Source organism: Stenotrophomonas sp. YJH_SMC_14-1, from assembly GCF_059372275.1.
In genome coordinates this window covers 24,393-46,647 of sequence record NZ_JCAFVK010000002.1, presented here as the reverse complement: position 1 = coordinate 46,647, position 22,255 = coordinate 24,393, and the positions used below count along the sequence as shown (strand labels likewise).

The 22,255-nt window shown below is 64.7% G+C and carries 22 protein-coding genes; 8 read left to right on the top strand and 14 right to left on the bottom strand.

Translation table 11 applies throughout. The features are described from left to right. Positions 1 to 39 precede the first annotated feature (39 nt). From AC5P9P_RS05115 to acuI, 3 genes are all read right to left on the bottom strand, one after another. The gene (locus AC5P9P_RS05115; protein ID WP_111188231.1) at positions 40 to 2,787 is read right to left on the bottom strand and encodes a UvrD-helicase domain-containing protein; all 2,748 of its coding nucleotides are present in this window, start codon (positions 2,785 to 2,787) and stop codon (positions 40 to 42) included. Positions 2,788 to 2,894: 107 nt separating this feature from the next. Beyond that, positions 2,895 to 3,215 (bottom strand): hypothetical protein, encoded by a 321-nt coding sequence (locus AC5P9P_RS05110; protein WP_033833183.1) that lies wholly within the window; start codon positions 3,213 to 3,215, stop codon positions 2,895 to 2,897. 146 nt (positions 3,216 to 3,361) lie between these two features. Continuing rightward, complete coding sequence (gene acuI / locus AC5P9P_RS05105; protein WP_033833182.1) at positions 3,362 to 4,351, bottom strand: acrylyl-CoA reductase (NADPH); 990 nt, start codon at positions 4,349 to 4,351, stop codon at positions 3,362 to 3,364. 101 nt (positions 4,352 to 4,452) lie between these two features. Here acuI and AC5P9P_RS05100 point away from each other — a divergent pair, with 101 nt between their 5' ends. From AC5P9P_RS05100 to AC5P9P_RS05090, 3 genes are all read left to right on the top strand, one after another. Continuing rightward, positions 4,453 to 4,800 (top strand): winged helix-turn-helix transcriptional regulator, encoded by a 348-nt coding sequence (locus tag AC5P9P_RS05100; protein ID WP_005410145.1) that lies wholly within the window; start codon positions 4,453 to 4,455, stop codon positions 4,798 to 4,800. A gap of 151 nt (positions 4,801 to 4,951) precedes the next feature. Continuing rightward, positions 4,952 to 5,815, top strand: a complete 864-nt coding sequence (locus AC5P9P_RS05095) for a Smlt3025 familytype IV secretion system inhibitor (RefSeq protein ID WP_111108321.1) — start codon at positions 4,952 to 4,954, stop codon at positions 5,813 to 5,815. A 31-nt stretch (positions 5,816 to 5,846) separates the two neighbouring features. After that, positions 5,847 to 7,169, top strand: coding sequence for a Smlt3024 family type IV secretion system effector (locus tag AC5P9P_RS05090; protein ID WP_111188230.1), 1,323 nt, complete (start codon positions 5,847 to 5,849; stop codon positions 7,167 to 7,169). A 110-nt stretch (positions 7,170 to 7,279) separates the two neighbouring features. Here AC5P9P_RS05090 and AC5P9P_RS05085 read toward each other — a convergent pair whose 3' ends face one another. From AC5P9P_RS05085 to AC5P9P_RS05075, 3 genes are all read right to left on the bottom strand, one after another. Further along, entirely contained in the window at positions 7,280 to 7,477 is a 198-nt protein-coding gene (locus AC5P9P_RS05085) for a hypothetical protein (RefSeq protein WP_005410142.1), read from the bottom strand. Positions 7,478 to 7,638: 161 nt separating this feature from the next. After that, on the bottom strand, positions 7,639 to 9,780 hold the full coding sequence (locus tag AC5P9P_RS05080) for a TonB-dependent siderophore receptor (RefSeq protein WP_049402217.1): 2,142 nt from the start codon (positions 9,778 to 9,780) through the stop codon (positions 7,639 to 7,641). Positions 9,781 to 9,853: 73 nt separating this feature from the next. Then, positions 9,854 to 10,498 carry a TetR/AcrR family transcriptional regulator gene (locus AC5P9P_RS05075; RefSeq protein WP_414497663.1) on the bottom strand — a complete coding sequence of 215 codons (645 nt, stop codon included), beginning with the start codon at positions 10,496 to 10,498 and terminating at the stop codon, positions 9,854 to 9,856. A gap of 82 nt (positions 10,499 to 10,580) precedes the next feature. On the opposite strand from AC5P9P_RS05075, the gene AC5P9P_RS05070 reads away from it, so the two are divergent. Next, positions 10,581 to 12,104, top strand: coding sequence for an FAD-dependent monooxygenase (locus AC5P9P_RS05070; protein WP_495232628.1), 1,524 nt, complete (start codon positions 10,581 to 10,583; stop codon positions 12,102 to 12,104). Between the two features lie 8 nt (positions 12,105 to 12,112). On the opposite strand, the gene AC5P9P_RS05065 is transcribed toward AC5P9P_RS05070, so the two are convergent. The 6 genes from AC5P9P_RS05065 to AC5P9P_RS05040 all read right to left on the bottom strand — a co-directional run bounded on the left by AC5P9P_RS05065 (position 12,113) and on the right by AC5P9P_RS05040 (position 16,891). Next, the gene (locus tag AC5P9P_RS05065; RefSeq protein ID WP_495232627.1) at positions 12,113 to 13,816 is read right to left on the bottom strand and encodes an ATP-binding protein; all 1,704 of its coding nucleotides are present in this window, start codon (positions 13,814 to 13,816) and stop codon (positions 12,113 to 12,115) included. A gap of 182 nt (positions 13,817 to 13,998) precedes the next feature. Further along, positions 13,999 to 14,247: a hypothetical protein gene (locus tag AC5P9P_RS05060; RefSeq protein ID WP_005410137.1), complete on the bottom strand. Its 249-nt coding sequence runs from the start codon at positions 14,245 to 14,247 to the stop codon at positions 13,999 to 14,001. Between the two features lie 97 nt (positions 14,248 to 14,344). Then, positions 14,345 to 14,590 carry a hypothetical protein gene (locus tag AC5P9P_RS05055; RefSeq protein WP_024958240.1) on the bottom strand — a complete coding sequence of 82 codons (246 nt, stop codon included), beginning with the start codon at positions 14,588 to 14,590 and terminating at the stop codon, positions 14,345 to 14,347. Between the two features lie 125 nt (positions 14,591 to 14,715). Then, positions 14,716 to 14,985 (bottom strand): hypothetical protein, encoded by a 270-nt coding sequence (locus AC5P9P_RS05050; RefSeq protein WP_033833174.1) that lies wholly within the window; start codon positions 14,983 to 14,985, stop codon positions 14,716 to 14,718. 96 nt (positions 14,986 to 15,081) lie between these two features. Next, positions 15,082 to 15,558: a hypothetical protein gene (locus AC5P9P_RS05045; protein ID WP_005413845.1), complete on the bottom strand. Its 477-nt coding sequence runs from the start codon at positions 15,556 to 15,558 to the stop codon at positions 15,082 to 15,084. Between the two features lie 94 nt (positions 15,559 to 15,652). After that, complete coding sequence (locus AC5P9P_RS05040; protein WP_495232626.1) at positions 15,653 to 16,891, bottom strand: NADH:flavin oxidoreductase/NADH oxidase family protein; 1,239 nt, start codon at positions 16,889 to 16,891, stop codon at positions 15,653 to 15,655. An 89-nt stretch (positions 16,892 to 16,980) separates the two neighbouring features. Between AC5P9P_RS05040 and AC5P9P_RS05035 the strand changes: the two genes are divergently transcribed. After that, positions 16,981 to 17,460, top strand: a complete 480-nt coding sequence (locus tag AC5P9P_RS05035) for a MerR family transcriptional regulator (RefSeq protein ID WP_005410131.1) — start codon at positions 16,981 to 16,983, stop codon at positions 17,458 to 17,460. Between the two features lie 16 nt (positions 17,461 to 17,476). Here AC5P9P_RS05035 and AC5P9P_RS05030 read toward each other — a convergent pair whose 3' ends face one another. Next, entirely contained in the window at positions 17,477 to 18,688 is a 1,212-nt protein-coding gene (locus AC5P9P_RS05030) for an MFS transporter (protein ID WP_495232625.1), read from the bottom strand. Between the two features lie 125 nt (positions 18,689 to 18,813). Continuing rightward, entirely contained in the window at positions 18,814 to 19,233 is a 420-nt protein-coding gene (locus tag AC5P9P_RS05025; protein ID WP_495232624.1) for a phosphohydrolase, read from the bottom strand. Between the two features lie 130 nt (positions 19,234 to 19,363). On the opposite strand from AC5P9P_RS05025, the gene AC5P9P_RS05020 reads away from it, so the two are divergent. From AC5P9P_RS05020 to AC5P9P_RS05010, 3 genes are all read left to right on the top strand, one after another. Continuing rightward, positions 19,364 to 19,621, top strand: a complete 258-nt coding sequence (locus AC5P9P_RS05020; protein WP_005410128.1) for a hypothetical protein — start codon at positions 19,364 to 19,366, stop codon at positions 19,619 to 19,621. A 36-nt stretch (positions 19,622 to 19,657) separates the two neighbouring features. Next, positions 19,658 to 21,337 (top strand): type IV secretory system conjugative DNA transfer family protein, encoded by a 1,680-nt coding sequence (locus AC5P9P_RS05015; protein ID WP_005410127.1) that lies wholly within the window; start codon positions 19,658 to 19,660, stop codon positions 21,335 to 21,337. A gap of 424 nt (positions 21,338 to 21,761) precedes the next feature. After that, complete coding sequence (locus tag AC5P9P_RS05010; protein WP_012480646.1) at positions 21,762 to 22,208, top strand: hypothetical protein; 447 nt, start codon at positions 21,762 to 21,764, stop codon at positions 22,206 to 22,208. The last annotated feature ends 47 nt before the right edge of the window (positions 22,209 to 22,255 follow it).

Below are 22,255 nucleotides of genomic sequence, written 5' to 3'. Positions count from 1 at the left end.
CCCGCACAGCGGGTTGCAAGAGACTCCACGGGCCCATTCCTAACGCCCACCCTTCGGCTTGTTATGGCACAACGGATAACTGGAGCACGACCGGAAAGCCCCATGCGGCCCATTGCGGTCCACGAACACGCCGACCTTGCACACCGGGCAGCGCTCTTCGTAGATGGCCGCGCCTGAAATCGCGGTCACTTCCACTGCTCCGTCCTTCACCAGCTCGTCCAGGAGCGGCGAACGCTTCCCCTGTAGGGTGAACATGGCCACTGAGCGTCGCGCACGCGTCAGCGCGACATAGAACAACCGCCGCTCTTCGCCCAGCGGGTAGGTATCACCCTCCGGCATTGCCAGGGAAAGCACCGGGTCATCCGAGCGCAGGCTCGGGAAGCTGCGGTTGACCATGCCTGGCAGGATCACATAGTCCGCCTCGCGTCCCTTCGACCGATGGACCGTGAGGAACTCCACGTCCATCGTGCTGCCGAAGACTGTCTTCCAATCCGAAGGCATCGCGCTGCGGTCCGCGCGGTAGCGGCCCAGGATGAAGACCGTCACGCGTCCCTTGCGCCCTTGCGGCACCGCCCCGGACAGCAACTGGTGATGCAGCTTGGCGAGGTACTGGCGAACGCCATCCTGCAGCTCCTCGCGTCGATTCATCTGGAACGCTTGTAGCACTGGCCCCATTGCCGGTGCGGCAGAACGAACCGCCTTGGCAATCTGCGCTGGATTCCGGCTGACGAAACGGCTGGAAGCATCGCAGAGCGCCTGGGGGCAGCGGAATGTCTGCTCCAGTTTCAGCACCTGGCCATGGCCCATCCACTCACGGAATCCGGTCATCACGGAAACGTCGGCACCGGCGAAACGATTGATCGATTGCCAGTCATCGCCCACCGCAAACAGATAGCGGCCGGGGCGGCTGACCAAGGCTCGGCAGAGCCGGGCGCGGGCGCGCGAGGCATCCTGGAATTCGTCCGCCATCACCAGTTCGTAGGGCGATTCATAGCGGCCCTGTTCCAGCAATCCGGCCGCCATGTTGAGCATGTCTTCGAAATCGATGCCGTGCTCGTCAGCCAGTGCGTTGTCCCAAGCCTGGAAAACAGGGCTGGCGATTTCCAGGAAGCGCCGATGCCGTTCCTTGAACTGGTCTTCGGGCATCTGTCGCAGGCGCTCCGCCATATCGTCCAGCGTCAGGCAGTTGCTCTTGGCATGGGCAATGAAGGTGCGCATCAGCCCGATCAGATCCGCGTCCGGCATGGGCTTTGCGCCCTGCTCGGGCAGCTCGCGGTCGGGGTTGGGGTCGAGTTCGACACCGGACTCGCCAAGCCTCTCCGCAAGTTCCTGCAGGGCATGTCCACTGCGCAGACCAAACGAAGTGGTTTCGACAAGGGCGGTGCCGCGTGCCGCATGCTGTTGACGCTTCCAATGCATACCTTCGGCGTAGTCGGGAAGCTGCTCTGGCGCCTGGCCATCCGCATCCAGCGAGAAGTGCTCGTGATACAGCCCGGCGTGCGGGTAATAGAAGTTGGGGCGATACTGGCAGTGGGTGTCTGTCGCAGTATCGAACTCGTAGCGTCGCTCGTAGTCGTACGTCACGCCGTTGTAGAACAGCCAGTCGGCGATCACGCATTCTTCCAGGCTCTTCACCCGCTCACCCTGTAGGGTGCGGATGTAGGGCGTGCCATCGCGTTCGTAGCCATCGGCCTCCATTTCCGCGCCGAATGCCGGCAGGTCGCGCCCGAACACCAGGCGGAACATGTCCCACTGGGTGCGGAAGTGGATCGAGCGATCCTTCAGGTCGTCCACCAGTTCGGCCAGCTTGTTGAAGCCCAGCGTGGCGTCAATGGTCCATTCGGGGATGTCGGGCTTGCGGCCGGTGACCTTGGCGATGATGGCCAGGCCCAGGGCGTGGAAGGTCCGGGCCTCAACCACGGTGTTGCCCATGCCGAGTCGATCGAAGGTTCGCTGCGCACGCTCCTCCAGTTCCTTGGCAGCATCCTTGTTGAAGGCGAGCATCACGATGCGTTCGGGCTCGACAAAGCCGCGGTCAATGGCATAAGCGGCCTTGGCGACCATCGTGGAGGTCTTGCCGGAGCCGGCCGCGGCCACGACCTGCACCCGATTGTCGAAGCAGATGACGGCGCGGGCCTGTTCCTCGGTCAGCGGCTTGCTCTCGACCCGGCCCAGGAAGCCCTTGGCCAACACCAGCTCGCGCAGGGTCATGGCCTCATTGGCTTCGGCCCAGGCAGCGGGCCAATCCAGGTTCCAGTCGCGCAGGGCGTCCAGCGCTGCGCGATGGCTGTCCGCATGCAGATCTTCATGCACGTCTTCGTCGCGGAACAGCTGCTCCAGCTCAGGCGGCTGCAGGGGCAGGTCTGAGCGCTTCGCCAGCAGCGCCTGCTGTTGCTCATGGGTGATCCAGCGGCGGCCGGCACTGCCACGATCGATGAGGGCATCCGCGTCGCTCAACCAGGACTGGATCTGCTCCAGAATCGTGTCGAAGAGGGCCTTGCGTCCACGCGTGGTTCGCGCAAAGAGCAGGTGCTGCAGGGCCCCCGCAAGCCGGGACGCTGGTCCGTTGGGGAGCCCGTCCACGCACAGCCCGGCAGCATCGCCGGTCTGCAGTTCGACCCGTGACCAGAAGACCCCTCGATGGACCTGCACCTGCTGATCATCATCCACGCGCAGCCGGTACTGCTGGCCGGAGACACTGAGTTCAACGTACTCGCCATCAAGCCGCAGCGACCAATGGGGCGAACGGGTCACGCGTCGGCCCCAGCCCGAAGGGCACCATTCCATAGACATCCAGATACTGCCCCGCAAGCCTCAGTGGGGCGTACAGCGCCCCCAGGCCCACATGATAAGGGCCCTTGAAGATGCGTGCGTCCTCGCTCGCGGGCAAGGCATCACTCGTAGGCGCGATCCTGCTTCGTCGGCGGTACTTCCACCACATCACCGCGTCGGATCAGTTCATCCAGATCCACCGCCGAAGCGGCCAGGGCATCCTGCGCATCGAAATCCCACTTGTCCTTGTACTCGCGTGCCAGCAGGTCGCAGACCGCTTTGGCACGCGGATAGGCATCGTCCTTGCCCTCGTTCTGCTTCAGCGCATCGCGATGGATCTGGCACAGCATGAGCTGGTGCGCATCCTCGGCGCGCTCGCGCTCCCAGGTGATGTCGGCCAGGCCCGAAAGCGCAGCGGCAAGCGCGAATGCAGTCATTGGCATGTCGGGTGTCCAGGCAGCGATGGGAACCCGAGCGTATGCGAGCGGCAGGGGCTTGGGGACACCACCGCCCGCGTCGTTTCACTGCATGTTCACCGTTCGCCGCAGCATGGAAGCTGCATCAGATGCAGTTGATCCAGACGACCTGCTCACGCATTCACATCCACGACAATCCGCCCACGCACCTTGCCCGGGATGATCTGCTCATAGACATCCAGCACCTCGGCGAGGCCGATCTGCTGCACGGTGCTTTCCAGCTTCTGCGGGTCCAGGTCAGTCGCAAGCCGATCCCAGGCGCGCTGGCGAACCTCCTGCGGCGCATTCACCGAATCCACGCCGGCAAGCGTCACGTTGCGGAGAATGAAGGGCAGCACCGAGCCATGCAGCTCATCACTCTGCGCCAGCCCGCAGGCGGTCACGGCGCCTCGATATTTCGTCTCGGCAATGGCGTTGACGAGGGTAGGGCCACCGGCCACATCCACCACCCCGGCCCAGCGCTCGGCACTCACCGGCCGCTCGCGCGGTTCTGAAAGCTGCGCGCGATCGATGATCTCGGCGGCGCCCAGGCTGTGCAGATACTCGGCGTGTTCCGGGCGCCCGGTGGCGGCCACCACGCGATAGCCCAGCTTTGAGAGGATCGCCACCGCGATCGAACCGACGCCACCGTTGGCGCCGGTCACCAGCACATCGCCCTTTTCGGGCGTCAGCCCCGCATGTTCGAGGGCCAGTACGCACAGCATGGCGGTATAGCCTGCGGTACCGATGGCCATGGCGTCGCGGGTGCTGAACTTGCCGGGAATCCGGTTGAGCCATTCGCCCCGCACGCGCGCGCGCTGGGCCAGCCCGCCGTGATGTCCCATGCTCAGGTCCCAGCCATTGAGCACAACGCGGTCGCCTGGCTGGAAGTCGGCTCTGCTGGATTCCAGCACCACACCTGCCAGATCGATGCCGGGAATGAGCGGGAACGTCCGGATGACCGGACTCTTGCCGGTCAGGGCGAGCGCATCCTTGTAGTTCAGCGTGGAGTACTCGACGTCCACCAGAACGTCGCCGTCCATCAGATCAGCTTCATCAAAATCGACCAGCTCGGTCGAAACCTGGTTGTTCGTCTTGCGGGTGAGCAGTGCTTTGAACGTCATGCTGGGCCTCACATTCAAGGAATGGGGCCATGCTAGGCTCGCACCGTTATCGCAACAAGAACGATGAATTTCCGTAGGTACTATGGTTTTCCGGAGTATGCATGCGTAGCAGGCGTTGGGATGGCAAGAGCGGTTGCGCGGTGGAAGTCACGCTGTCGGTGATGGGCGGCGTGTGGAAGCCGATCATTCTGTTTCACCTGATGACAGGCAAGCGACGTTTCATGGAGCTGACCCGGCGTGTGCCCAACGCCACCCAGTCCATGCTGACCAGCCAGCTGCGGGAACTGGAGGCTGACGGGGTGGTGATCCGCCACGTGTACCCGGAAGTGCCGCCGAAGGTGGAGTACGAGCTTTCCGAATTCGGTCGCACGCTGGTGCCGGTGCTGCTTGCCATGCGCGAGTGGGGTGAAACCTATCGCGGCCATAAAGGCACGGACAGCAACGGCTGAGACCTGGAGTGGAGTGACGAAGCAGTATCCGCAGTACTGCAGGCAGCGCATGTGGCGCGCAGCCTGGTTTCAGGAAGGGCTGCGATGCGGTTCCTGTTCCGTGGACGGCCGGTTGCCTATAGTGGCGCTGGAACCCTGCAATGGAATGCCCATGCACGTGATGTCCCCCAGCCGGTGTCTGACGCTTGCACTTGCCGTTGCAGTGAGTGCCGGCGCCTGTGCGCGGCCACCGTCCAACGAACACGAAAGGAATCCCGCCATGCCCGGCGCAACCCAGACCGGCCGCACGATCAACGGCCACACCTATACCGATGCGCCCGTGGACGTGAAGCTCGGGCCGAACACTTTCCGCATTCCGGCCAACTACCTGGACAGCCAGATGGCACCGTGGCCGGGCGAGGGCGTGACGCTGGTCATCGAGTGGCCAGACATGAAGCCGACGGCGCCGGGTGCGCGGGCGAATCCGCGTACGAATGATTTCCGGAAGGAGATTCCCATCCGGATCAACTACGTCGATCGCGTTCCCGTCGAAACACTGCTTTCAAGGCTGTCTTCAAATGAAGCCATCACGGAGGAGGGCTCTGTGGAAAGGGAGGATCCCAGGGACCGTCTCGATCAACGCGTTGCAAAGCCGCAGACCTTGGGCCTGACGCCCTATGCAATCGATGAAGCGAAGATGGTGGTGTACGCGAAGAAGTATGAGGCGCGGTACGGGAAGCCGCCTGTCCGCAATCCCGCCTACGAGAGAGACTGGTACATCGCACGCCAGGGCGATGGTCGGATCAGCTCGTTCATCAAATGTGACGGCGAGGAATTCCGACGCGACGGCGTGCGGCTGGAGGGGCGCGAGGTGATCAGTGAGCCTGGGGAAGTGGCAGCGGGCTGCGTTCATTACTTCGTCGACATCGACAACAAGCTGTCCGTCAGCCTGGACTACAAGAGAGTGTTTCTGAAGGACTGGAAGCGCATGGAAGAGGCCGTCAGGGACGTCATCGCGCGCACCCGGTCCAAGTGATCGGTGATTCAAGGAAGAGAAGGGGTAGGGTATGAGTGGATTGACCGAGCGAGATCTGAGCGTCCTTGGCAGCTATGCCAGAGACGGTAACCGCGAGCTTTACTGGAACTACCTGTCGCAACTGCCGGGAGCCGATGGATACGGGACACTGGCACTGGGTGTTGTACGCAATGACAGCCTGCCGGGACGCGTCGCGAACACCTATGCACAGGACTACGCGAAGAGCCAGCAGGAAGAGGGATCCCGGTTTCCAAATGCACAATTGACCGAACGGCAATGGGAGTCCTTTGGGCAGACCCTGCTCGAAAGAGATCTTGAGTTGCGGCAGCAGTGGATGAACGAGCGCCGTCCAGACCTGGCACTGAATCTTCCCGGCAAGGATGTAATGCTGGCTCACGACCGGGCATTTGAACGGCATGAACTTGATCCCAACTGCTGGACGCCGCGCGTGTTGCTGCAGGCGGCTGAGCAGAAGAGCGGCCCCGCGAAGCTGGAACAGATCTGGACCAACATGCTCAACAATGACTACGCCGGAGGCCCGCGTGTAGGCAACACCAGCGTCGATGCCATCAGCCAGATGGGATGGACGAAAGGCGGCCAGTACCTTACCCGGTTGAGCGTGCTGGAAGCCACCCAGGCCCTGGAAGGGCGCTCGACGGTCGATCCGAACGTCATCGGTGGCAACAGCTACTACGCGATGTACTTCGAGGCGGACAGGAAATGGGCCAGCATCAGTGCGGGCGGCGGTCACATGTCGCTGCGCGAGATCACCGATCCCTCACGTATCGCCGAACTCAACGACGCGCGCGAGCTTCGTCTGGAGTGCCTGGAGAAGCGAACCCAGTTCCACCCGGACGACCCATATCGGACTATTACCCGCAGCCCGCTTACCGCAGCCGTGGACGACGTGCCGGATCCCTCACAGGCGCCGACCCGTCTGGCCGACATTGGTCCTGGCCACCGTGAGTACACATTGCTGCAGCAGGTGCGCGAAGGCGTGGCCGCGATCGATGCCAGCGCGGGACGTACCCACGATGAGAACAGCGAGCGTCTTGTGGCGAGCGTGATGGCCTTGGCCCGCCGCAACCAGTTTGAACGTGCCGATCACGTGCTGCTGAGCGCCCAGACGGCCGACGCTCCCGCAGGGCGGAACGTGTTCGTGGTGCAGGGCGAGATGACCGACCCCGCCCACCTGCGCGTTTCAATGCCCACGGATATAGCAGTACAGACGCCGGTTGCGCAGTCGTTGCAGCAGATGAAAGCGGTCGACCTGGAGCGCCAGCAGACTGCCGGGCAACGCCAGCAGGAAATTGATGTGCAGGCGCGCGAGAACCATGCGATGCGGATGGGATGAAATCACACCGCCAGTCGCGTATGGAACCTTTTCAGTAGTAAGGCGCAGCGCCTGCCAGCCAATGCCAGCCCCCGAAATGGGGGCCGGCACGCATCACGGCAGTGCGTGACTTACGGGATGGTGCAGCCGCTGTTCCGCAGGCAACGAGCAAACGCCGGGTAACAGACCTTCTCGCCATTACCCGCCGCCAGGCACGCGTCATACGCGGTGTAGCAAGGGGTACAGCGGGACTGCGCGGAGGCACTGCCGATTCCCAGGGTCAGTGCAGCAGCCGCAATAGCAACAGACAGCTTGAATCCAATCTTCATGCTTCACTCCGTTGATAGCCCTCCTTGGGCAACGGCAACGCTACAGGCGGAGGAGATCGTGCACAAGTGACTGGAAGTGCCGACGGTTTCGGACAGGCGTGGACCAGTGCCAGGCAACGATCTGCTTGCCGGCAGTGGATCAACGCTACACGTGCTTCCGGTCAGAAGCTGTAGGCCGCCTGCACATACACCCGCCGTGGATCTCCGGGGAAATGCCCGTTGCGTTCAATGAAGCCACTGGCCGCGTACACCTTGTCGAACAGGTTCTTGACGTTGGCCTGGAACTGCCACTGCCTCCACGTGGTCTTCCAGCTCACGTCGAACACGGTGTAGGCCTTGACCGTCTGCCCATCCAGGCTGACGCGTTCGCCGACGTGATCCGCGCCAAAGCCGATGGCGGAGTTGATCGCCGGCAGGTCATAACGCGTCCACAACCCCAGCTTGTTGCGCGGCGCATTGGCGAATCGGTCGCCTGAGGCGTTGGTGATGCCATTCGGGCCGGCGTCCTTCACCCGCGCATCGTTGTAGGCGTACGTCAGATTCAGCACCCAGCGCTCGCTGAGGTCGGCCAGCAGGTCAAGCTCCATGCCGGTGCTGCGTACCAGGCCCAGCGCGGCCAACTGGTTCACGCCACCGATCACCTCGCCGGTGGCCTGCACGATGTTGCTGCGGTCGATCCGGTAGGCCGCCATGTTCAAGGCCACACGGTCGGCCAGCAGCGACTTCATGCCTACTTCCCACTGCTTGCTGCGCTCGGCATCGAACGGTCCGCCAGCGGCCGGGTTCTGGTTGGCGGCACTCTGCGGCACGAAACCACTGGCGACGTTGGCGTAGACGTTCAGGCCCTCGCGCACGGTGAACGTGCTGCCCAGCCGCCAGCTGAGATCGTTGCCATCCACACTGTTGCCAGTGATGCGATCCTCATCCTTGAAGCCATCCCAGCGCACCCCGGCCAGCACATGCCAGCGCGGGCCCAGTGCCAGTTCGTCCTGCAGGTAGCCGCCATGGCGCTTGCTGCGGGTGGATGTGCTGCGCCAGGGCAGGGCCGCCAGGTTGTAGTCGTGCCAGGTACTGGCGCCGTACACGGGATTGAACAGGTCGATGCCGCGCACCGGCCCGGCGCCACGCGCAAGGTCAGCGCTGTTCGCGGTCTGTGCGGTGAAATCCGCATCCAGCTGGTACACATCGGCGCCGAACAGCACCTTGTGCTCAACCGTGCCGGTGGCCACCCGCCAGACGGCATTGCCGTTGGCAGTGAATGCTTCGTTGTCGCGTATCTGGTTGCGCAGCTGGCGGGTCATCCACTCGGCCACGCCATCGCGGTCACGATCGATCAGGCCCATCGGCTCGTGGTACATCTGGTGTTCGTTGTTGCTGAACCAGCGGGCGGCGAAGTCCAGGTCCAGAGTGTCGCTCGGCGCGAAACGGTACTGCGCCAGCGCCACTTTGGCGCGCATGTCGAGGAAGTCGCTGGCCTCGTTGTGGTTCCAGCGGCGGTCGGTCAGGAACGTGCCTGCATCGTTGACCGGCACGCCACGCAGGCGGTTGCCGCCAAGGTTCTGGGTGATGTCGGTGAACTGCAGCACCAGCTCGCCGGTCTGGCCAACGTCGAAGGCCAGCGAGGCGTCGCCGATCACGCTCTCGCTGTCGGTGTTCCAGCGCACGCCCTGTTCACTGTCGGCATAGAGCCCGGCGCGATAGCGTACGCTGCCGATGGCATTCAATGGCCCGGTACCCTCGATCGATCCGGCACGGAAGTCCTTGTCGCCGAGCTGGACCTCGATGCGGCGTTCGGCGCTGGCTTTCGGCTTGCGGGTCACGTAGTTGATGACACCGCCCGCATCACCCCCGCCATACAGCGCGCCTGCCGGCCCCTTCAGCACTTCCACGCGCTCGATGTTGAACAGTTGCGGCACCGAAAATCCTGCGTACGGGTCGCCGCGCAGGCCGTCATACAGCACGTTCTCCTGGCGGAAGCCGCGCAGGGTCACCCCGGCATAGCTGAAATAGCTGATGCCGCTGATGCTGCGATAGAGGTCGGTCACCTGGCGCGCGGCCTGGTCGTCGATCAGTTCACGCGGGATGACCTGGATCGACTGTGGGACCAGCTCCAGGGGCGTATCGGTGCGGGTGCCGACCGCGGCATCGTCTACCCGATACAGTGTCTGTGCGCGTCCGCGGACTTCGACCTTGTCCAGATCCTTGGGTGCGGCAGCGGAGGACTCAGCTGCATGCGCAAGGGGCGCCACGTGCAGGGTCAGTGCCAGGCACAGGGTGCGTTGCAGGGGCATGGTCAGGGGCATTGGGGAGGGTCACGTGTCTGCAAATGAGAAAGATTAGCATTTGCGATACTTCGACGCCTATTCCCCGGATGCGCTATGGACGCGCGCCGGGGTCCGTATACGGGGTGCCCGCCAAGGCCACCAGTACCCCGGTGGCACCGCGCACGATCAGCTGCCGCATGGCCTCACGCGGGTCCTTGCCCTGCAGCTGGCTTGCCAGTCCTTTCTCATAGGCCGCCACCATCGACGCCAGCAGCATGGCCGCGCCCAGTCGCGCTTCGGCGTCATGTTCGGGCCGGCCGACAGCGTGGGCCATCAATCGCGCCAGATCGTCAGTCAACTGCGCCTGCAGCCGTCGCGCGTGCGCGACCAGTACCGGGCTCTCCGCCACGGTGCCCCAGAAGGCGACAGCGCCGGCATTGATGCGCAGCAGCGGATGGCCAGCCTCCAGCAACTCACGAACGAGCGACTGGAAGGCCGCGAGCGGGGTCAGGCCGCTGCGCGCCATCATGCCCTCGCGCAGCAGCGTGCGCGCCTCCTCATCCCGGTCGAACACCAGGTCTTCCTTGCTGGCGAAGTAGTTGAAGACCGTCTTGCGTGAGACGCCCGCGGCTTCGGCGATCTCGGACATGGAGACGGCCTCGAAGCCGCGCCGGATGATCAGCTCGGTGGCGACGTCCGAAATCGTTTGTCGGGTCACGGCCTTGCGTTGTTCGCGGCGGCCAGGAGGCGGGGCCATGGGCGGTTCACTTGTGAAAACGTACACCGAGTGTAACATTTGATCCGCCAGAGCGCCGACCCGGCGCTCACAAGGAATCTCGATGCTGTACGACGTCGTCATTGCCGGTGCTGGCCCGGTTGGCCTGTTCCTGTCCTGCGAACTGGCCCTGGCCGGGTGTTCGGTGCTGGTGCTGGAGCAGGCCGGGTCCGCCGGTTCGCCGTTGAAGCGCCTGCCATTCGGGCTGCGCGGCCTTAACGCCCCCTCGCTGGAGGCGCTGGATCGGCGCGGCCTGTTGGACGCGGTCGCCGCGACGCAGGTGCTCAAGCCCGACAAGGGCGCGCCGCCGCCCGGCACCGCCCATTGGCTGGCGCAGCCGCGTGCGCTGGGTGGGCACTTCGCGGGCATTCCATTTGCACTGGACGATGTGGACCAGGCGCGCTGGAGCTGGCGCCTGCCGACACCGGCGGGCACCCAGATGGCGGTGGAGTTGCAGGCCCTGGAAGCGGTGTTCGCCGAACGTGCGACTGCGCTGGGCGTGCGCATCGAACGCGGGCGTGCGGTGCAGGCGGTGGATGCGCACGAGGCGCAGGTTGCCGTGCACACCGGCTCCGGCAGGGTCCACGGCCGCTGGCTGGTCGGTTGTGATGGGGCCCGCAGCACGGTACGCAAACAATCGGGCTTCCTCTTCGCTGGAACCGGGCCGGAGTTCACCGGTTACACGCTGCTGGTCGAACTGGCAGATGGGTGTGTACTCACACCAGGCCGACAGTTCACCGATCACGGGATGTGCAATTTCAACCCGCCAGGCATGCTGGCGCTGGCCGATTTCGATGGTGGCGCCGGCCATCGCACGCCACTGGACCGGCTCACCGCGCAAGCGTTGCTGCGGCGGGTGTCTGGCCGCGAGGCAACGATCACTGCATTGCACCTGGCCACGACATGGACCGATGCTGCGCGCCAGGCGACGGCCTATCGCAGCGGACGTGTGCTGTTGGCAGGTGATGCCGCGCACATGCATTCGCCGTTGGGCGGCCAGGGACTGAACCTCGGCATCGGCGATGCGATGAACCTCGGTTGGAAGCTGGCCGCCGTAGCGCGGGGCAAGGCCGATGAGGCGCTGCTGGACAGCTATCAGGCGGAGCGCCATCCGGTGGGTGCCAAGGTGCTGGACTGGTCGCGCGCGCAGGTTGCGCTGATGCGACCCGGGCCCGGTTCGCGCGCGCTGGCAGCGATCATGGCCGACCTGGCCGGCACCCGCGATGGGGCCACGTATCTGGCCGAGCGGATCTGGGGTGTTTCGCAGCAGCTGGATCTTGACGGAGACCACCCGCTGGTCGGCAGGAACGCGCCGGATTTCCGGTTGGTCGATGGCCGCCGCCTGGGCGAACTGCTGAGAGCGGGGCAGGGGGCGCTGCTTGTTTTCGACCCGGCGTCTTCGCCGCCGCAGCATGGCCAACGCTGGCAGCCTTCCATCGCCTGCGCCGCAGATACTGGGGATGCGACATCGGGCCTGGGGGCGGTGCTGGTGCGCCCGGATGGCATCGTTGCCTGGGTCTGTGGCACACGGGGGGATATGTCCGGCCTTGATTCAGCGCTTGCTTCCTGGACCGGTCCGATCCGGTGATCTGCCCGCTAATGCGCAGTCACCATCGTCTGCGAGCGACAGCTGGCCTCGGTCATCACCAAGGCCAGCTGCTTCAGTGAGTAGGGCTTGCGCAGCAGCGTGAAACCGTGGCCTGGATCGCGGGCCAGCAGTTCGCTGTAGCCACTGGTGAGAATGATCGGAAGATCGGGCAGGCGGCTGCGGATGGTGCGGGCCAGATCCAGCCCATTGGTCCCGGGCATGACCACGTCGCTGAACACCACGTGGAAACGCGCAGCGTCGCGCTCGAGCTCCGCCAGTGCTTCGTCGGCATTGCGCGCGAGTACGACGTTGTACTCAAGCTCGCGCAGCGCACCGACTGCAAATTCGGCCACATCCACATTGTCTTCCACCACCAGCACGCACAATCCGTGACCATGCAGCAATCCCGGTTGCGCGGTCGGCAGCTCGATGGAGGCGTTAGCCTGCGCCAGCGGCAGATACAGCGTGAAGCGCGTACCGACACCGGCCTGGCTCTGTACGTCCACTTCGCCCTCGGACTGCTTGACGAAGCCGAACACCTGGCTGAGGCCAAGCCCGGTGCCCGCGCCCACTCCCTTGGTGGTGAAGAATGGCTCGAAGATCCGGTCCACCACGGACGGATCGATACCGGCACCGGTGTCGCTGACGCTGATCGCAGCGAAGTTGCCTTTCATCGGCGCCGCGAACCGCACGGAAGGCACCGATGTCAGCTGTTCCACATCGATCGTCACCTTGCCGTGGCCGTCGATGGCGTCGCGCGCGTTCACCGCGATGTTGATCAGTGCGGTGTCGAGCTGGGTCCGGTCCAGCAGCACCGGCAACGGGGCGTCGGGCAGGTTCACCGACACGGAGATGCGTGCACCCAGCACTGTGGTGATGATGTCTGAAAGCGCGCGTACGCTCTCGCAGAGGTCGAATACCTGCGGCGACAGGCTCTGCCTGCGCGAGAACGCCAGAAGCTGGGCGGTCAGGCGAGTGGCGCGGTCAGCGGCGGTTTCGATCGCCTGTACATAGCGCAGGCGCGCATCTTCGGCCGGCCAGGTATGCAGCAGCATGTCCACGGAACCGGTGATGACCTGCAGCAGATTGTTGAAGTCGTGGGCAACGCCGCCAGTCAGCTGGCCGATGGCCTCCAGCTTCTGCGACTGCCGCAGCTGTTCGCGGGCGCGTACCAGTTCAAGGTGGGCCTCGCGTGCCTGCTCGGTGATGGCCGCCACCTGGCGCGTGTGCCGGTCGCGCTCGATCACCCGCTCGGTCTGCTCGCTGACGACGCAGATGATGCCGGCCACGCCTCCGCAACCGGCACGCAGCGGCGAGTAGGAGAACGTCCAGAATGTCTCGCGCAACGTGCCATCACGGTCCATCATCAACGGCATGTTCTTGAAACTGCGGCTTGTGCCGCCGAAAGCGTCGTTGACAGCATCCACGACGTCGGCCCAGACGTCCGCCCAGACGTCTTCCAATCGGCTGCCCATGGCGCCGTGCAGCTTGCCGCCCAGCATCGGCAGGTAGGCATCGTTGAAGAAGAACGCCTTGTTGTCGCGGCCCCATGCGATCCACAGCGGCTCTGGAGAATCCAGGATCATCGCCAGCAGAGCGCGGAGTTCGGGAGGGGCATTGGTGGCGTCGGCCGAACGGGCCCAGTCGCTGTCCTGCAGCAGTCGGTAGGCGAGTTGATCGGGTGCCGAGACAGGAAGGGGGAAGGGATGCATGGCCGTGCGCGAAGAAAGGTGCCGCAGCTTAGCCGAGGTGATGTCATTGCGCCCTGCACAGCTCCTTTGCCCTGGCCCTCATCGGTCCCTCGTGGCGGACGAGGTGGCTCACGGGGCGCCCTCTGACTGCATCATCATCCCTGCGCCAACAGCCTGCGTCGTGGCACCGTCGTATTGCAGCCTCAGACACCCAGAAGCGAATTCACCTGCCAATCGGCAACCCGCGCATGGCTCACCGCCTGATGACTGCCGCATCCGTCGCAGCGGAACAAGGCCCCGCCCGGCAGCTGGACCAGATTGTCTTCGCTGGCCGAGCGGGTTTCAGAGCAATGCCGGCAGATGACGGTGAGCGCCGTAATGCGCTCCACCCCGCCAGACAGGTCGAACACAGCTTCAAAGGCATGGATGACAGGGTGACCAGTGGCCGGCATCGGGAAAGTCGTCGTGATGGGGAGGACTTATCCTGCCCCCCCGATCGTGACGGGCTGGTCATCCGCATGCATTGGAGCGATCAAGATGCCCGGCGGCTCAGAGATCCTTCTTCTTGCCGCTCAGGTCGATCGGCCTGTCACTGCCCTTGCGCTCGCTCGACCACACTTCCATGCTCTTGTTGCAGCGGCTCTCGCGGGCAGCCACTTCGGGCGGCAGGTCCTTCAGATGCGGCGACTCCTGGCAGGCCTGGTGCATGTTGCTGTCGTCATACGTGGCACAGGCGCTGAGCGTGGCCAGGGCAAAGGCGGTGAGGGAGGCGCGAAGCAGGGGCTGCAGGATCATGGGGAGGTCTCGGGTGGTGCCGGGCTGGCCATGGAATTCAAATCCGTGACCCCGGGCACGAGCAATCCGTCCAACCGCACTTGTTATTCTGTAACAGATGCGCGATAGTCCAGCGCCTGCTGCTGTCAGGCGACGCAGATCATCAGGATCATGCTCAGCGCCAGCATCAGCACGAATACGCGCCGGCTCAGCGCAAGGCAGGCCAGGCAGGCGGCCAGTGCCCAGGCAGCCAGCAACGCGCAGGCCAGCAGCCACAGCCCGATCACGATCAGGGATCCACTGGCCGGTGCGGAGAGTGCGATCGCCTTGAACAGCGTCACGCCCAGCAAACTGCCGAGTACGCCTGCCTGCAGGGCGATGGCATCGTGGCGGGCAGGGGCAGGCGGGTGGTGCATGTCGGCGGCGTTCGTTCGCTGCGAGGGAGGCGCAGTCACTGTGCCCGACCGCATATCCACGCCATGTGTTTTTCGCGCACGCGATGCGCAGCCGGCTCAGTCGAACTCGCCCTCGGCCGATTCCAGCCGCTGCCGGTACGCCGCCCGATGCTGGTACAGGCGCTGGCACTCGGCGGACCGGTGGATCCGGCTGGCCGGTTCGTTGGCCACGGCGTCGCACATCCTTGCGATGTGGTTGTTGGACGCCAGTTCGGTCACGAAGAACACGGCGGTGATGCCGGTACCCAGCAGCACGACATAGAGCAGGCGGCTGAGCCAGCGCGTGCGCTTGCGCTCGAAGTGCTGCTGGAGGGTCAGGTCGAAGCGGATGATGCTGAGCACGATCCAGATGATCGCGACCAGGAAGCAGATGGTAGGCAGCAGGCCTCGCCAGAGTCCTGCTTCGTACACCGACTCGCTGTAGTGAACTGCTGCCCCGGCACCTGCGATGGCGATCGCCAGCGCCCAGTTACGGCCCAGCGAGAGCAGGTCATCGAGCAGCTTCTCGCGGTTCCTGGTCGATCCTGCTGCCACGTGGGCTCCATCTCCATGCTGCGACCGGCGGCGGAACTGCCGCCGATCCTGCAGATGTTGGAGCATCGCTGCGGCGATGAGAAGACCGCGCGGCTCAGTGTGCGATGGCGCGGGCGCCGATCCAGCGCCGGTAGCGGCGGGTCCGACACTTTGCGGCCGCCTGTGCCAGCAGCAGGGCCCATACCGGTGAAACCGTGGGTGCGGTGGGGCGGCGCCGGCTCAACCGGCCCAGCTGATACTTCACTGCGGCCATGTGCGCACTGGCCGCCAGCGGCTTGCTGCGCCAGTTGATGTCGCGCAGTGTCGGCACCGGATCGCGGCCCTGCTGCCAGTGCTGCGGCAGATCCGGCTCGATCGCCAGCGCGGTGGCGATGCCGACCATGGCTACGCCGCTGGCCAGCACCTGTTCTGCCACTTCGCGGCGGCGGATGCCGCCGGTGACCATCAGCGGCATCGTTGCCACCGTGGCGATCTCGCGTGCGAATTCGAGGAAGTACGCTTCGCGGGCCACGCTGCGTTCGTTGCGTGCGGCGCCGGTCATGGCCGGCATCTCATAGCTGCCGCCGGACAGTTCGACCAGATCCACGCCGAGGGGCGCCAGCATCTCCACCACGGCGCGCGCGTCCTCGGGCGAGAAACCACCGCGCTGGAAGTCGGCGGAGTTGAGCTTCACCGCCACTGCGAACGTAGGCGACACGGTGGCGCGTACACCCTGCACGATCTCCAGCAGCAGGCGCGCACGGTTGTCCAGGCTGCCGCCCCAGCGATCCTCGCGACGGTTCGACAGCGGCGACAGGAACTGGCTGAGCAGGTAGCCGTGCGCGGCATGGATCTCCACGCCGCTGAAACCGGCGCGGTCGGCCAGCTCGGCACTGCGGATGAAGCGGGCGATCACGTCTTCAATATCCGCCTCGGTCATCGCCCGCGGCGGTGCGAACTGTTTGGACAGTGCGCCCATGTCCAAGGGGACCGCCGAAGGCGCCAATGCCGGCTGGCCAAGCGCGGCCGGCATCTGCCGCCCTGGGTGGTTGATCTGCATCCACATCTGCACCCCGCGCGAGCGCGCGGCGTCGGCCCAGGCGCTGAAGCGGTCGAGATGGCGATCATCTTCCAGCACCACGCCGCCGGGGCCGGTCATGGCGCGGCCATCAACCATCACGTTGCCGGTGATGATCAGCCCGGCGCCGCCGTCGGCCCAGCGCTGGTACAACTGCAGCAGCGCTTCGGAGGGGGCGTGGTCGGCGTCGGCCATGTTCTCCTCCATCGCCGCCTTGGCGATGCGGTTGCGGATGAGGGCGCCGGAAGGCAGCGCCAGGGGCGAGAACAGCGACATGGGACAGCTCCAGGACAGGGGAATGGCGCTACGCTAACCTTCAAGTTTTATTGAAGGTCAATGGGTTCCGATGTCGAGGATTCAGGCAGATGAAGATCGGTGAGCTGGCCCGCCGCACGGGCCTGGCGGCGTCACGCATCCGCTTCTATGAGGAGGCAGGGTTGCTGGTCGTCCAGCGGCAGGCCAACGGCTACCGCGACTACCCGGAGCAGGCGGTGCTGCTGCTGGAGCTGATTACCGGTGCGCAGCGCGCCGGCTTCAGCCTGGAGGAGATACGCGCCTTGCTGCCACCGGATATGGGCCAGTGGCAGCACGACGCATTGATCTCAATGCTGCAGCAGAAGGTGGCCGACATCGAGGCGCTGCAGTTGCGGCTGGCAGAGAGCCGGGCGCACCTGCTGGCCCTGATCGAGGACATCCAGGCGCGGCCGGAGGGCATCGACTGCGCGGCCAACTCGCGGCGGGTGCTGGAGCGCGTCAAGCGCGGTGAGCTGGCGCGCCCGACACTTGCGGCCGGCGATACGGCATTGCTGCGGCCGGATCGCCGCCGCCGCGCGGGCAGCAGCTGACGATCCGGCGCGAAGGTCAGTGACTGCCCACGCCGGCTGTCTTGCGCTTCCTGTCCAGCATCACCGCCACGCACCACAGCAGCAGGCCGCCGATGGCGGTGGCGGCACCGACATAGCCGGTGCTGGCCGGGCTGAAGCCAGCGCTGATTGCCATGCCGCCCAGCCACGGCCCGAGCGCATTGGCGGTATTGAAGGCGGCATGGTTGGAGGCGGCGGCCAGCGTCTGCGCTTCGCCGGCCACGTCCATCAGGCGCGTCTGCAGTACCGCCGCCAGTGCGCCCATGGTGCCGACGGTGATGATCATCGGGCCGATCGTCCACACCGACTGTGCGGCCAGCGGGTACAGCAGCAGCATCACGATGGACCACAGCAGCACCACGGCGGCGGCCTTGAAGTGGAACTTGTCGACCAGCCATCCACCGGCGATGTTGCCGATGATCGCGCCGACGCCGAACACGCCCACCGCCAGTGGCATCCAGGATTCGGCTACACCGGTGACCTGCACCAGGGTGGGTGCCAGATAGGTGAACACGCAGAACATGCCTGCGAAACCGACCGCGCCGATGGCCAGCGCCAGCCACACCTGAGTGGTATTGAAGGCGCGCAGTTCGCGCATCGGCGAGGTGCGCACTTCATCCGGATCCGGCAGCAGGAAGCGCGCGATCATCGCCACGGTGGCGATGGCCAGCACGCTGACCAGGGCAAAGGCGGTGCGCCAACTCAGCTGCTGGCCCAGCCAGGTGGTCAGCGGATTGCCGACCAGGATCGCGATCGACAGGCCCAGCAACACGCGCGACATCGCCTGGCCGCGCTGGCCGGCCGGGCTGATCGCGGCGGCAACCAGCATCGCCACGCCGAAGTAGGCGCCATGCGGCAGGCCGGCGACGAAACGCGCAATGAGCATCGTGCCGTAGTTCGGCGCCAGTGCGCTGGCCAGGTTGCCGACGGCATAGAAGCCCATCAGTGCCAGCAGCAGCTTGCGGCGAGGGAAGCTGGCGCCGACGAAGGCGAGGATCGGGGCGCCGACGACCACGCCGATGGCGTAGGCGCTGATCAGGTGGCCGACCTGGGTTTCGGAAATCGACAGGCCGCGGATGATCTCCAGCATCAGGCCCATGCTGGCGAATTCACTTGTGCCGATGGCGAAGCCGCCCAGCGACAGGGCAAGGATGATCAGGGTGCGCTGACGGGGCGTCAGCCGCGCAGCCAAGGAAGAGTTGGGGCTCATGCGGGGCGCGATGGGGGCGGGGAGCCGGTCATTGTACTGCTGCACCGCAACAAGGGCAGCAGCACTCAGGGTAAATCAGCGTTTGATCGGTGACACGTTCGCCCACCCGCCACCGCGCGGCGCAATCAGATGCCCAGCGCTGTCCGGGCGTGCGCATACTTGCTGCGCAGGCGCCTGGCCGTCGCCGCGTCGAGCATCGCCAGGCGCTGCGGATCGGCGTTGTCATTCAGATCGGCCTGCTTCACCTTCAGTGCCAGCGGGTGGGCGGCAATGCGCGCGTAGTAGCTGTCCGCGTCGGGGGCCGCGTCGCGGTTGAGCAGTTGCACCGCCTCGCGCAGCGGGGCGGGAAAGACCTCGATCCGTGCGGCAAACGCCGGGCAGTCTTCGGCTACGTCATGCAGCCAGGCCACCACTTCGGCGTCATCGTCGCCGCGCACCGCGGCCGCCACCCGCGCCACATGGCAGATGTAAGGCTGGCCGGCCTTGTCCGTCTGGCCCGTGTGGGCCTCGGTGGCCAGCGTGCGTGCAAGTGCTACCCAGTCCATTGCAGTCTCCTTGGATATCCGCAGACAGTTTCGCGTAGAAACCGTAGCGCTTGTGCATACGCCGATGACACTGCGATGGGCATCATGGCGGGGCAGGGGACGCAGTGTTGCCCCGACAAGGAGGAATGCGATGCAGGAATTCAGGCATGTGCTGGAAACCCGTGGCCGCTATCAGCTGGTAGCAGTGTCCTACGAGCCGGTGTACGCTCCGGGCGATGTGGTCGGCCATGCGGTCGTCGCCGACGATGGGGATCGTCTGACCGACCTTGTATCACTGGCCGAAGCGCGCCAACTGCTGTTGCAGCGGGTGCGTGAAGAGGGCGAAGAGCCCGGGCTGGAGAACGAAAACAACCTGCGGAAGAAGGCGTCGCGCTGGCGCCGCCGCTAGGCCGTCGCGCCCTCGTGCGCATCATGGAGGATTCGGGTGTTGCCCAGTAAGAAGTATCTGCTCATCGCCATCGTCACGCTGGCGACCCTGCTGCTTGGTTTCGTGTTTTCCGGCTACCTGACCCTGTTGTTCCTGGGGTTGGACACCAAGCTGTTCACCTGGAACACGTACTACCAGTACTACCACGCCATCGGCCAGCCGCAGGTTGCGCCGTTCGTGGGCAAGATCAAGTGGGCCGGCTACGTGGGCTTCGGCTTGCCGCTGCTGGTCCTGCTGGTGACCGGTCTGGTGCTGCTGCTGAAGAAGGACAAGCGCTCGCTGCATGGCGACGCGCGTTTCGCCACCGGCGCCGACCTGTCCAGGCATGGCATGTTCAAGAAGACCGGCCAGAGCATCGTGGTCGGCAGCCATGGCGGCAAACTGGTGCGGCTGGATGGCCAGCAGTTCGTGATTCTTGCGGCACCCACCCGTTCAGGCAAGGGCGTGGGCGTGGTCATCCCGAACCTGCTGGAATACGGCGAATCGCTGGTGGTGCTGGACATCAAGCAGGAGAACTTCGACCTGACCAGCGGCTGGCGCGCCAGCCAGGGCCAGGAGATCTACCTGTTCAATCCCTTCGCCGAGGATCGGCGCACGCACCGCTGGAACCCGCTCAGCTATGTCTCCGATGATCCGGCATTCCGGGTGTCGGACCTGATGAGCATCGCCGCGATGCTGTATCCGGACGGCGCCGAGGACCAGAAGTTCTGGGTCAGCCAGGCGCGCAACGCGTTCATGGCCTTCACCCTGTATCTGTTCGAAAACTGGGACGACGAGCGCAGCAGCGGCTTCCCGGGCGGCTCGGGCACGCCGACGCTGGGTTCTGTCTACCGGTTGTCATCGGGCGATGGCACCGATCTGAAGAAGTACCTCAAGGCCTTGTCGGAGCGTTCGTTCCTCAGTGGCAACGCGCGTTCGGCGTTCGCCAACATGCTGTCCCAGGCCGACGAGACCTTCGCCTCGATCCTGGGCACCTTCAAGGAACCGCTCAATCCCTGGATCAACCCAGTGCTGGACAAGGCCACCAGCAGCAACGACTTCCTGCTGACCGACGTCCGCAAGAAGAAGATGACCATCTACATCGGCATCCAGCCGAACAAGCTGGCCGAGAGCCGCCTGATCATCAACCTGTTCTTCAGCCAGCTGATCAACCTCAACACCAAGGAACTGCCCAAGTCCAACCCGGACCTGAAGTACCAGTGCCTGCTGCTGATGGACGAATTCACCTCGATCGGCAAGGTCGAGATCATCGCCTCGGCGGTGTCCTACATGGCCGGTTACAACATCCGCCTGCTGCCGATCATCCAGAGCATGTCCCAGCTCGATGCCACCTACGGCCGGGAAGTCTCGCGCACGATCATCACCAACCACGCGCTGCAGATCCTGTACGCGCCGCGCGAGCAGCAGGACGCCAACGACTATTCGGACATGCTGGGCTACACCACCATCCGCAAGAAGAACGTCACGCACGCCCGCGAGAAGACCCACAGCTTCACCGAGGAGCGGCGGGCACTGATGCTGCCGCAGGAGCTGAAGGCGATGGGGCCGGACAAGGAAGTGTTCCTGTACGAGGGCATACCGCATCCGGTGAAATGCGACAAGATCCGCTACTACAAGGATCGCTACTTCACCTCGCGGCTGCTGCCGAAAGTCGACGTTCCCATGCTTAACGTCTAATTCACGTCGTTAAATTTGTGACGTAGATTCATATTCACTGACGTGAAAACGTGAGTTGAGTCAAGAATTCGGCATTTGTTCATGGATTTTCAGACTTGTCTGACATGGAATTGACGCGTGGTTGTGCGACCCTGTGCATGCCGTTCAGAAATGTGTGATGGATGGCAGATGTTGTAGAGCAGGGTGGCCAGGAGTTTGTGCCATGAAACATGGATGGTTTCGACGTTGGTGAGGTATGCGGGTGTGTCGCCGGCAGTGTCTGGCGGCCCCGCGACTTGGTTGGCAGCCGTTGGCTGCAGGGGAGCCGGAGTGGGCGTGCTGCCAGTCAGTGCGTCGCTCCGATTCCGGCGTGCGCGACGCAGCGCCGGACGACCAGGGGACCAATGCTCGGGACTGCTTTTTCGTACGTCAAAGTGAAGCCCGTATGAATCAGGCGTTTATCGCGAAAATGTCCATCGCCGCAGTGGCGGCGTTGATGGTGGCCGGTTGCGCCACCAAGTCCGCTCCCGATTTCGGAGGCCGCTGGAAGCCGGTGAACCGCTTTGCTGCGGCAACCACCGAGATCCCGCTGTACTCCAGCTACGTCTACCAGGCCTCGCCGATGGATGGCACGCTCAAAGCCATGCTCGAGCGCTGGGCCAAGGATTCCGGACGCACGCTGGATTACCGCCTGAGCTCGGACTTCACCCTGTACGGCGCGGTTTCCAACATCGACACCACCAACGCTCAGCAGGCCGTGATCGATCTGACGGCGGCCTATGCAGCGCAGGGCATCTCCGTCTCCATCGTTGGCAACCAGATCGTTGTACAGAGCGCTGGCTCGACGCCGACCGCGTCGGCACAGGGCGCTGATTCCAACAGCGGCACCTGAGTCCACCTCGAAATCATCGAACGTGCCGCTCCCCGCGCCTGTCGCAG

Excerpts from the sequence above, each read along its gene's own strand:
- AC5P9P_RS05030 (WP_495232625.1), bottom strand. The coding sequence starts at position 18,688 with ATGAGCCCCAACTCTTCCTTGGCTGCGCGGCTGACGCCCCGTCAGCGC.
- AC5P9P_RS05010 (WP_012480646.1), top strand. The coding sequence starts at position 21,762 with ATGAATCAGGCGTTTATCGCGAAAATGTCCATCGCCGCAGTGGCGGCG.
- AC5P9P_RS05085 (WP_005410142.1), bottom strand. The coding sequence starts at position 7,477 with ATGAAGATTGGATTCAAGCTGTCTGTTGCTATTGCGGCTGCTGCACTG.
- AC5P9P_RS05115 (WP_111188231.1), bottom strand. The coding sequence starts at position 2,787 with ATGGAATGGTGCCCTTCGGGCTGGGGCCGACGCGTGACCCGTTCGCCC.
- AC5P9P_RS05095 (WP_111108321.1), top strand. The coding sequence starts at position 4,952 with ATGCACGTGATGTCCCCCAGCCGGTGTCTGACGCTTGCACTTGCCGTT.
- AC5P9P_RS05055 (WP_024958240.1), bottom strand. The coding sequence starts at position 14,590 with ATGATCCTGCAGCCCCTGCTTCGCGCCTCCCTCACCGCCTTTGCCCTG.
- AC5P9P_RS05065 (WP_495232627.1), bottom strand. The coding sequence starts at position 13,816 with ATGCATCCCTTCCCCCTTCCTGTCTCGGCACCCGATCAACTCGCCTAC.
- AC5P9P_RS05100 (WP_005410145.1), top strand. The coding sequence starts at position 4,453 with ATGCGTAGCAGGCGTTGGGATGGCAAGAGCGGTTGCGCGGTGGAAGTC.
- AC5P9P_RS05040 (WP_495232626.1), bottom strand. The coding sequence starts at position 16,891 with ATGTCGCTGTTCTCGCCCCTGGCGCTGCCTTCCGGCGCCCTCATCCGC.
- AC5P9P_RS05025 (WP_495232624.1), bottom strand. The coding sequence starts at position 19,233 with ATGGACTGGGTAGCACTTGCACGCACGCTGGCCACCGAGGCCCACACG.
- AC5P9P_RS05075 (WP_414497663.1), bottom strand. The coding sequence starts at position 10,498 with ATGGCCCCGCCTCCTGGCCGCCGCGAACAACGCAAGGCCGTGACCCGA.
- AC5P9P_RS05060 (WP_005410137.1), bottom strand. The coding sequence starts at position 14,247 with ATGCCGGCCACTGGTCACCCTGTCATCCATGCCTTTGAAGCTGTGTTC.
- AC5P9P_RS05020 (WP_005410128.1), top strand. The coding sequence starts at position 19,364 with ATGCAGGAATTCAGGCATGTGCTGGAAACCCGTGGCCGCTATCAGCTG.
- AC5P9P_RS05110 (WP_033833183.1), bottom strand. The coding sequence starts at position 3,215 with ATGCCAATGACTGCATTCGCGCTTGCCGCTGCGCTTTCGGGCCTGGCC.
- acuI (WP_033833182.1), bottom strand. The coding sequence starts at position 4,351 with ATGACGTTCAAAGCACTGCTCACCCGCAAGACGAACAACCAGGTTTCG.
- AC5P9P_RS05080 (WP_049402217.1), bottom strand. The coding sequence starts at position 9,780 with ATGCCCCTGACCATGCCCCTGCAACGCACCCTGTGCCTGGCACTGACC.
- AC5P9P_RS05090 (WP_111188230.1), top strand. The coding sequence starts at position 5,847 with ATGAGTGGATTGACCGAGCGAGATCTGAGCGTCCTTGGCAGCTATGCC.
- AC5P9P_RS05035 (WP_005410131.1), top strand. The coding sequence starts at position 16,981 with ATGAAGATCGGTGAGCTGGCCCGCCGCACGGGCCTGGCGGCGTCACGC.
- AC5P9P_RS05070 (WP_495232628.1), top strand. The coding sequence starts at position 10,581 with ATGCTGTACGACGTCGTCATTGCCGGTGCTGGCCCGGTTGGCCTGTTC.
- AC5P9P_RS05050 (WP_033833174.1), bottom strand. The coding sequence starts at position 14,985 with ATGCACCACCCGCCTGCCCCTGCCCGCCACGATGCCATCGCCCTGCAG.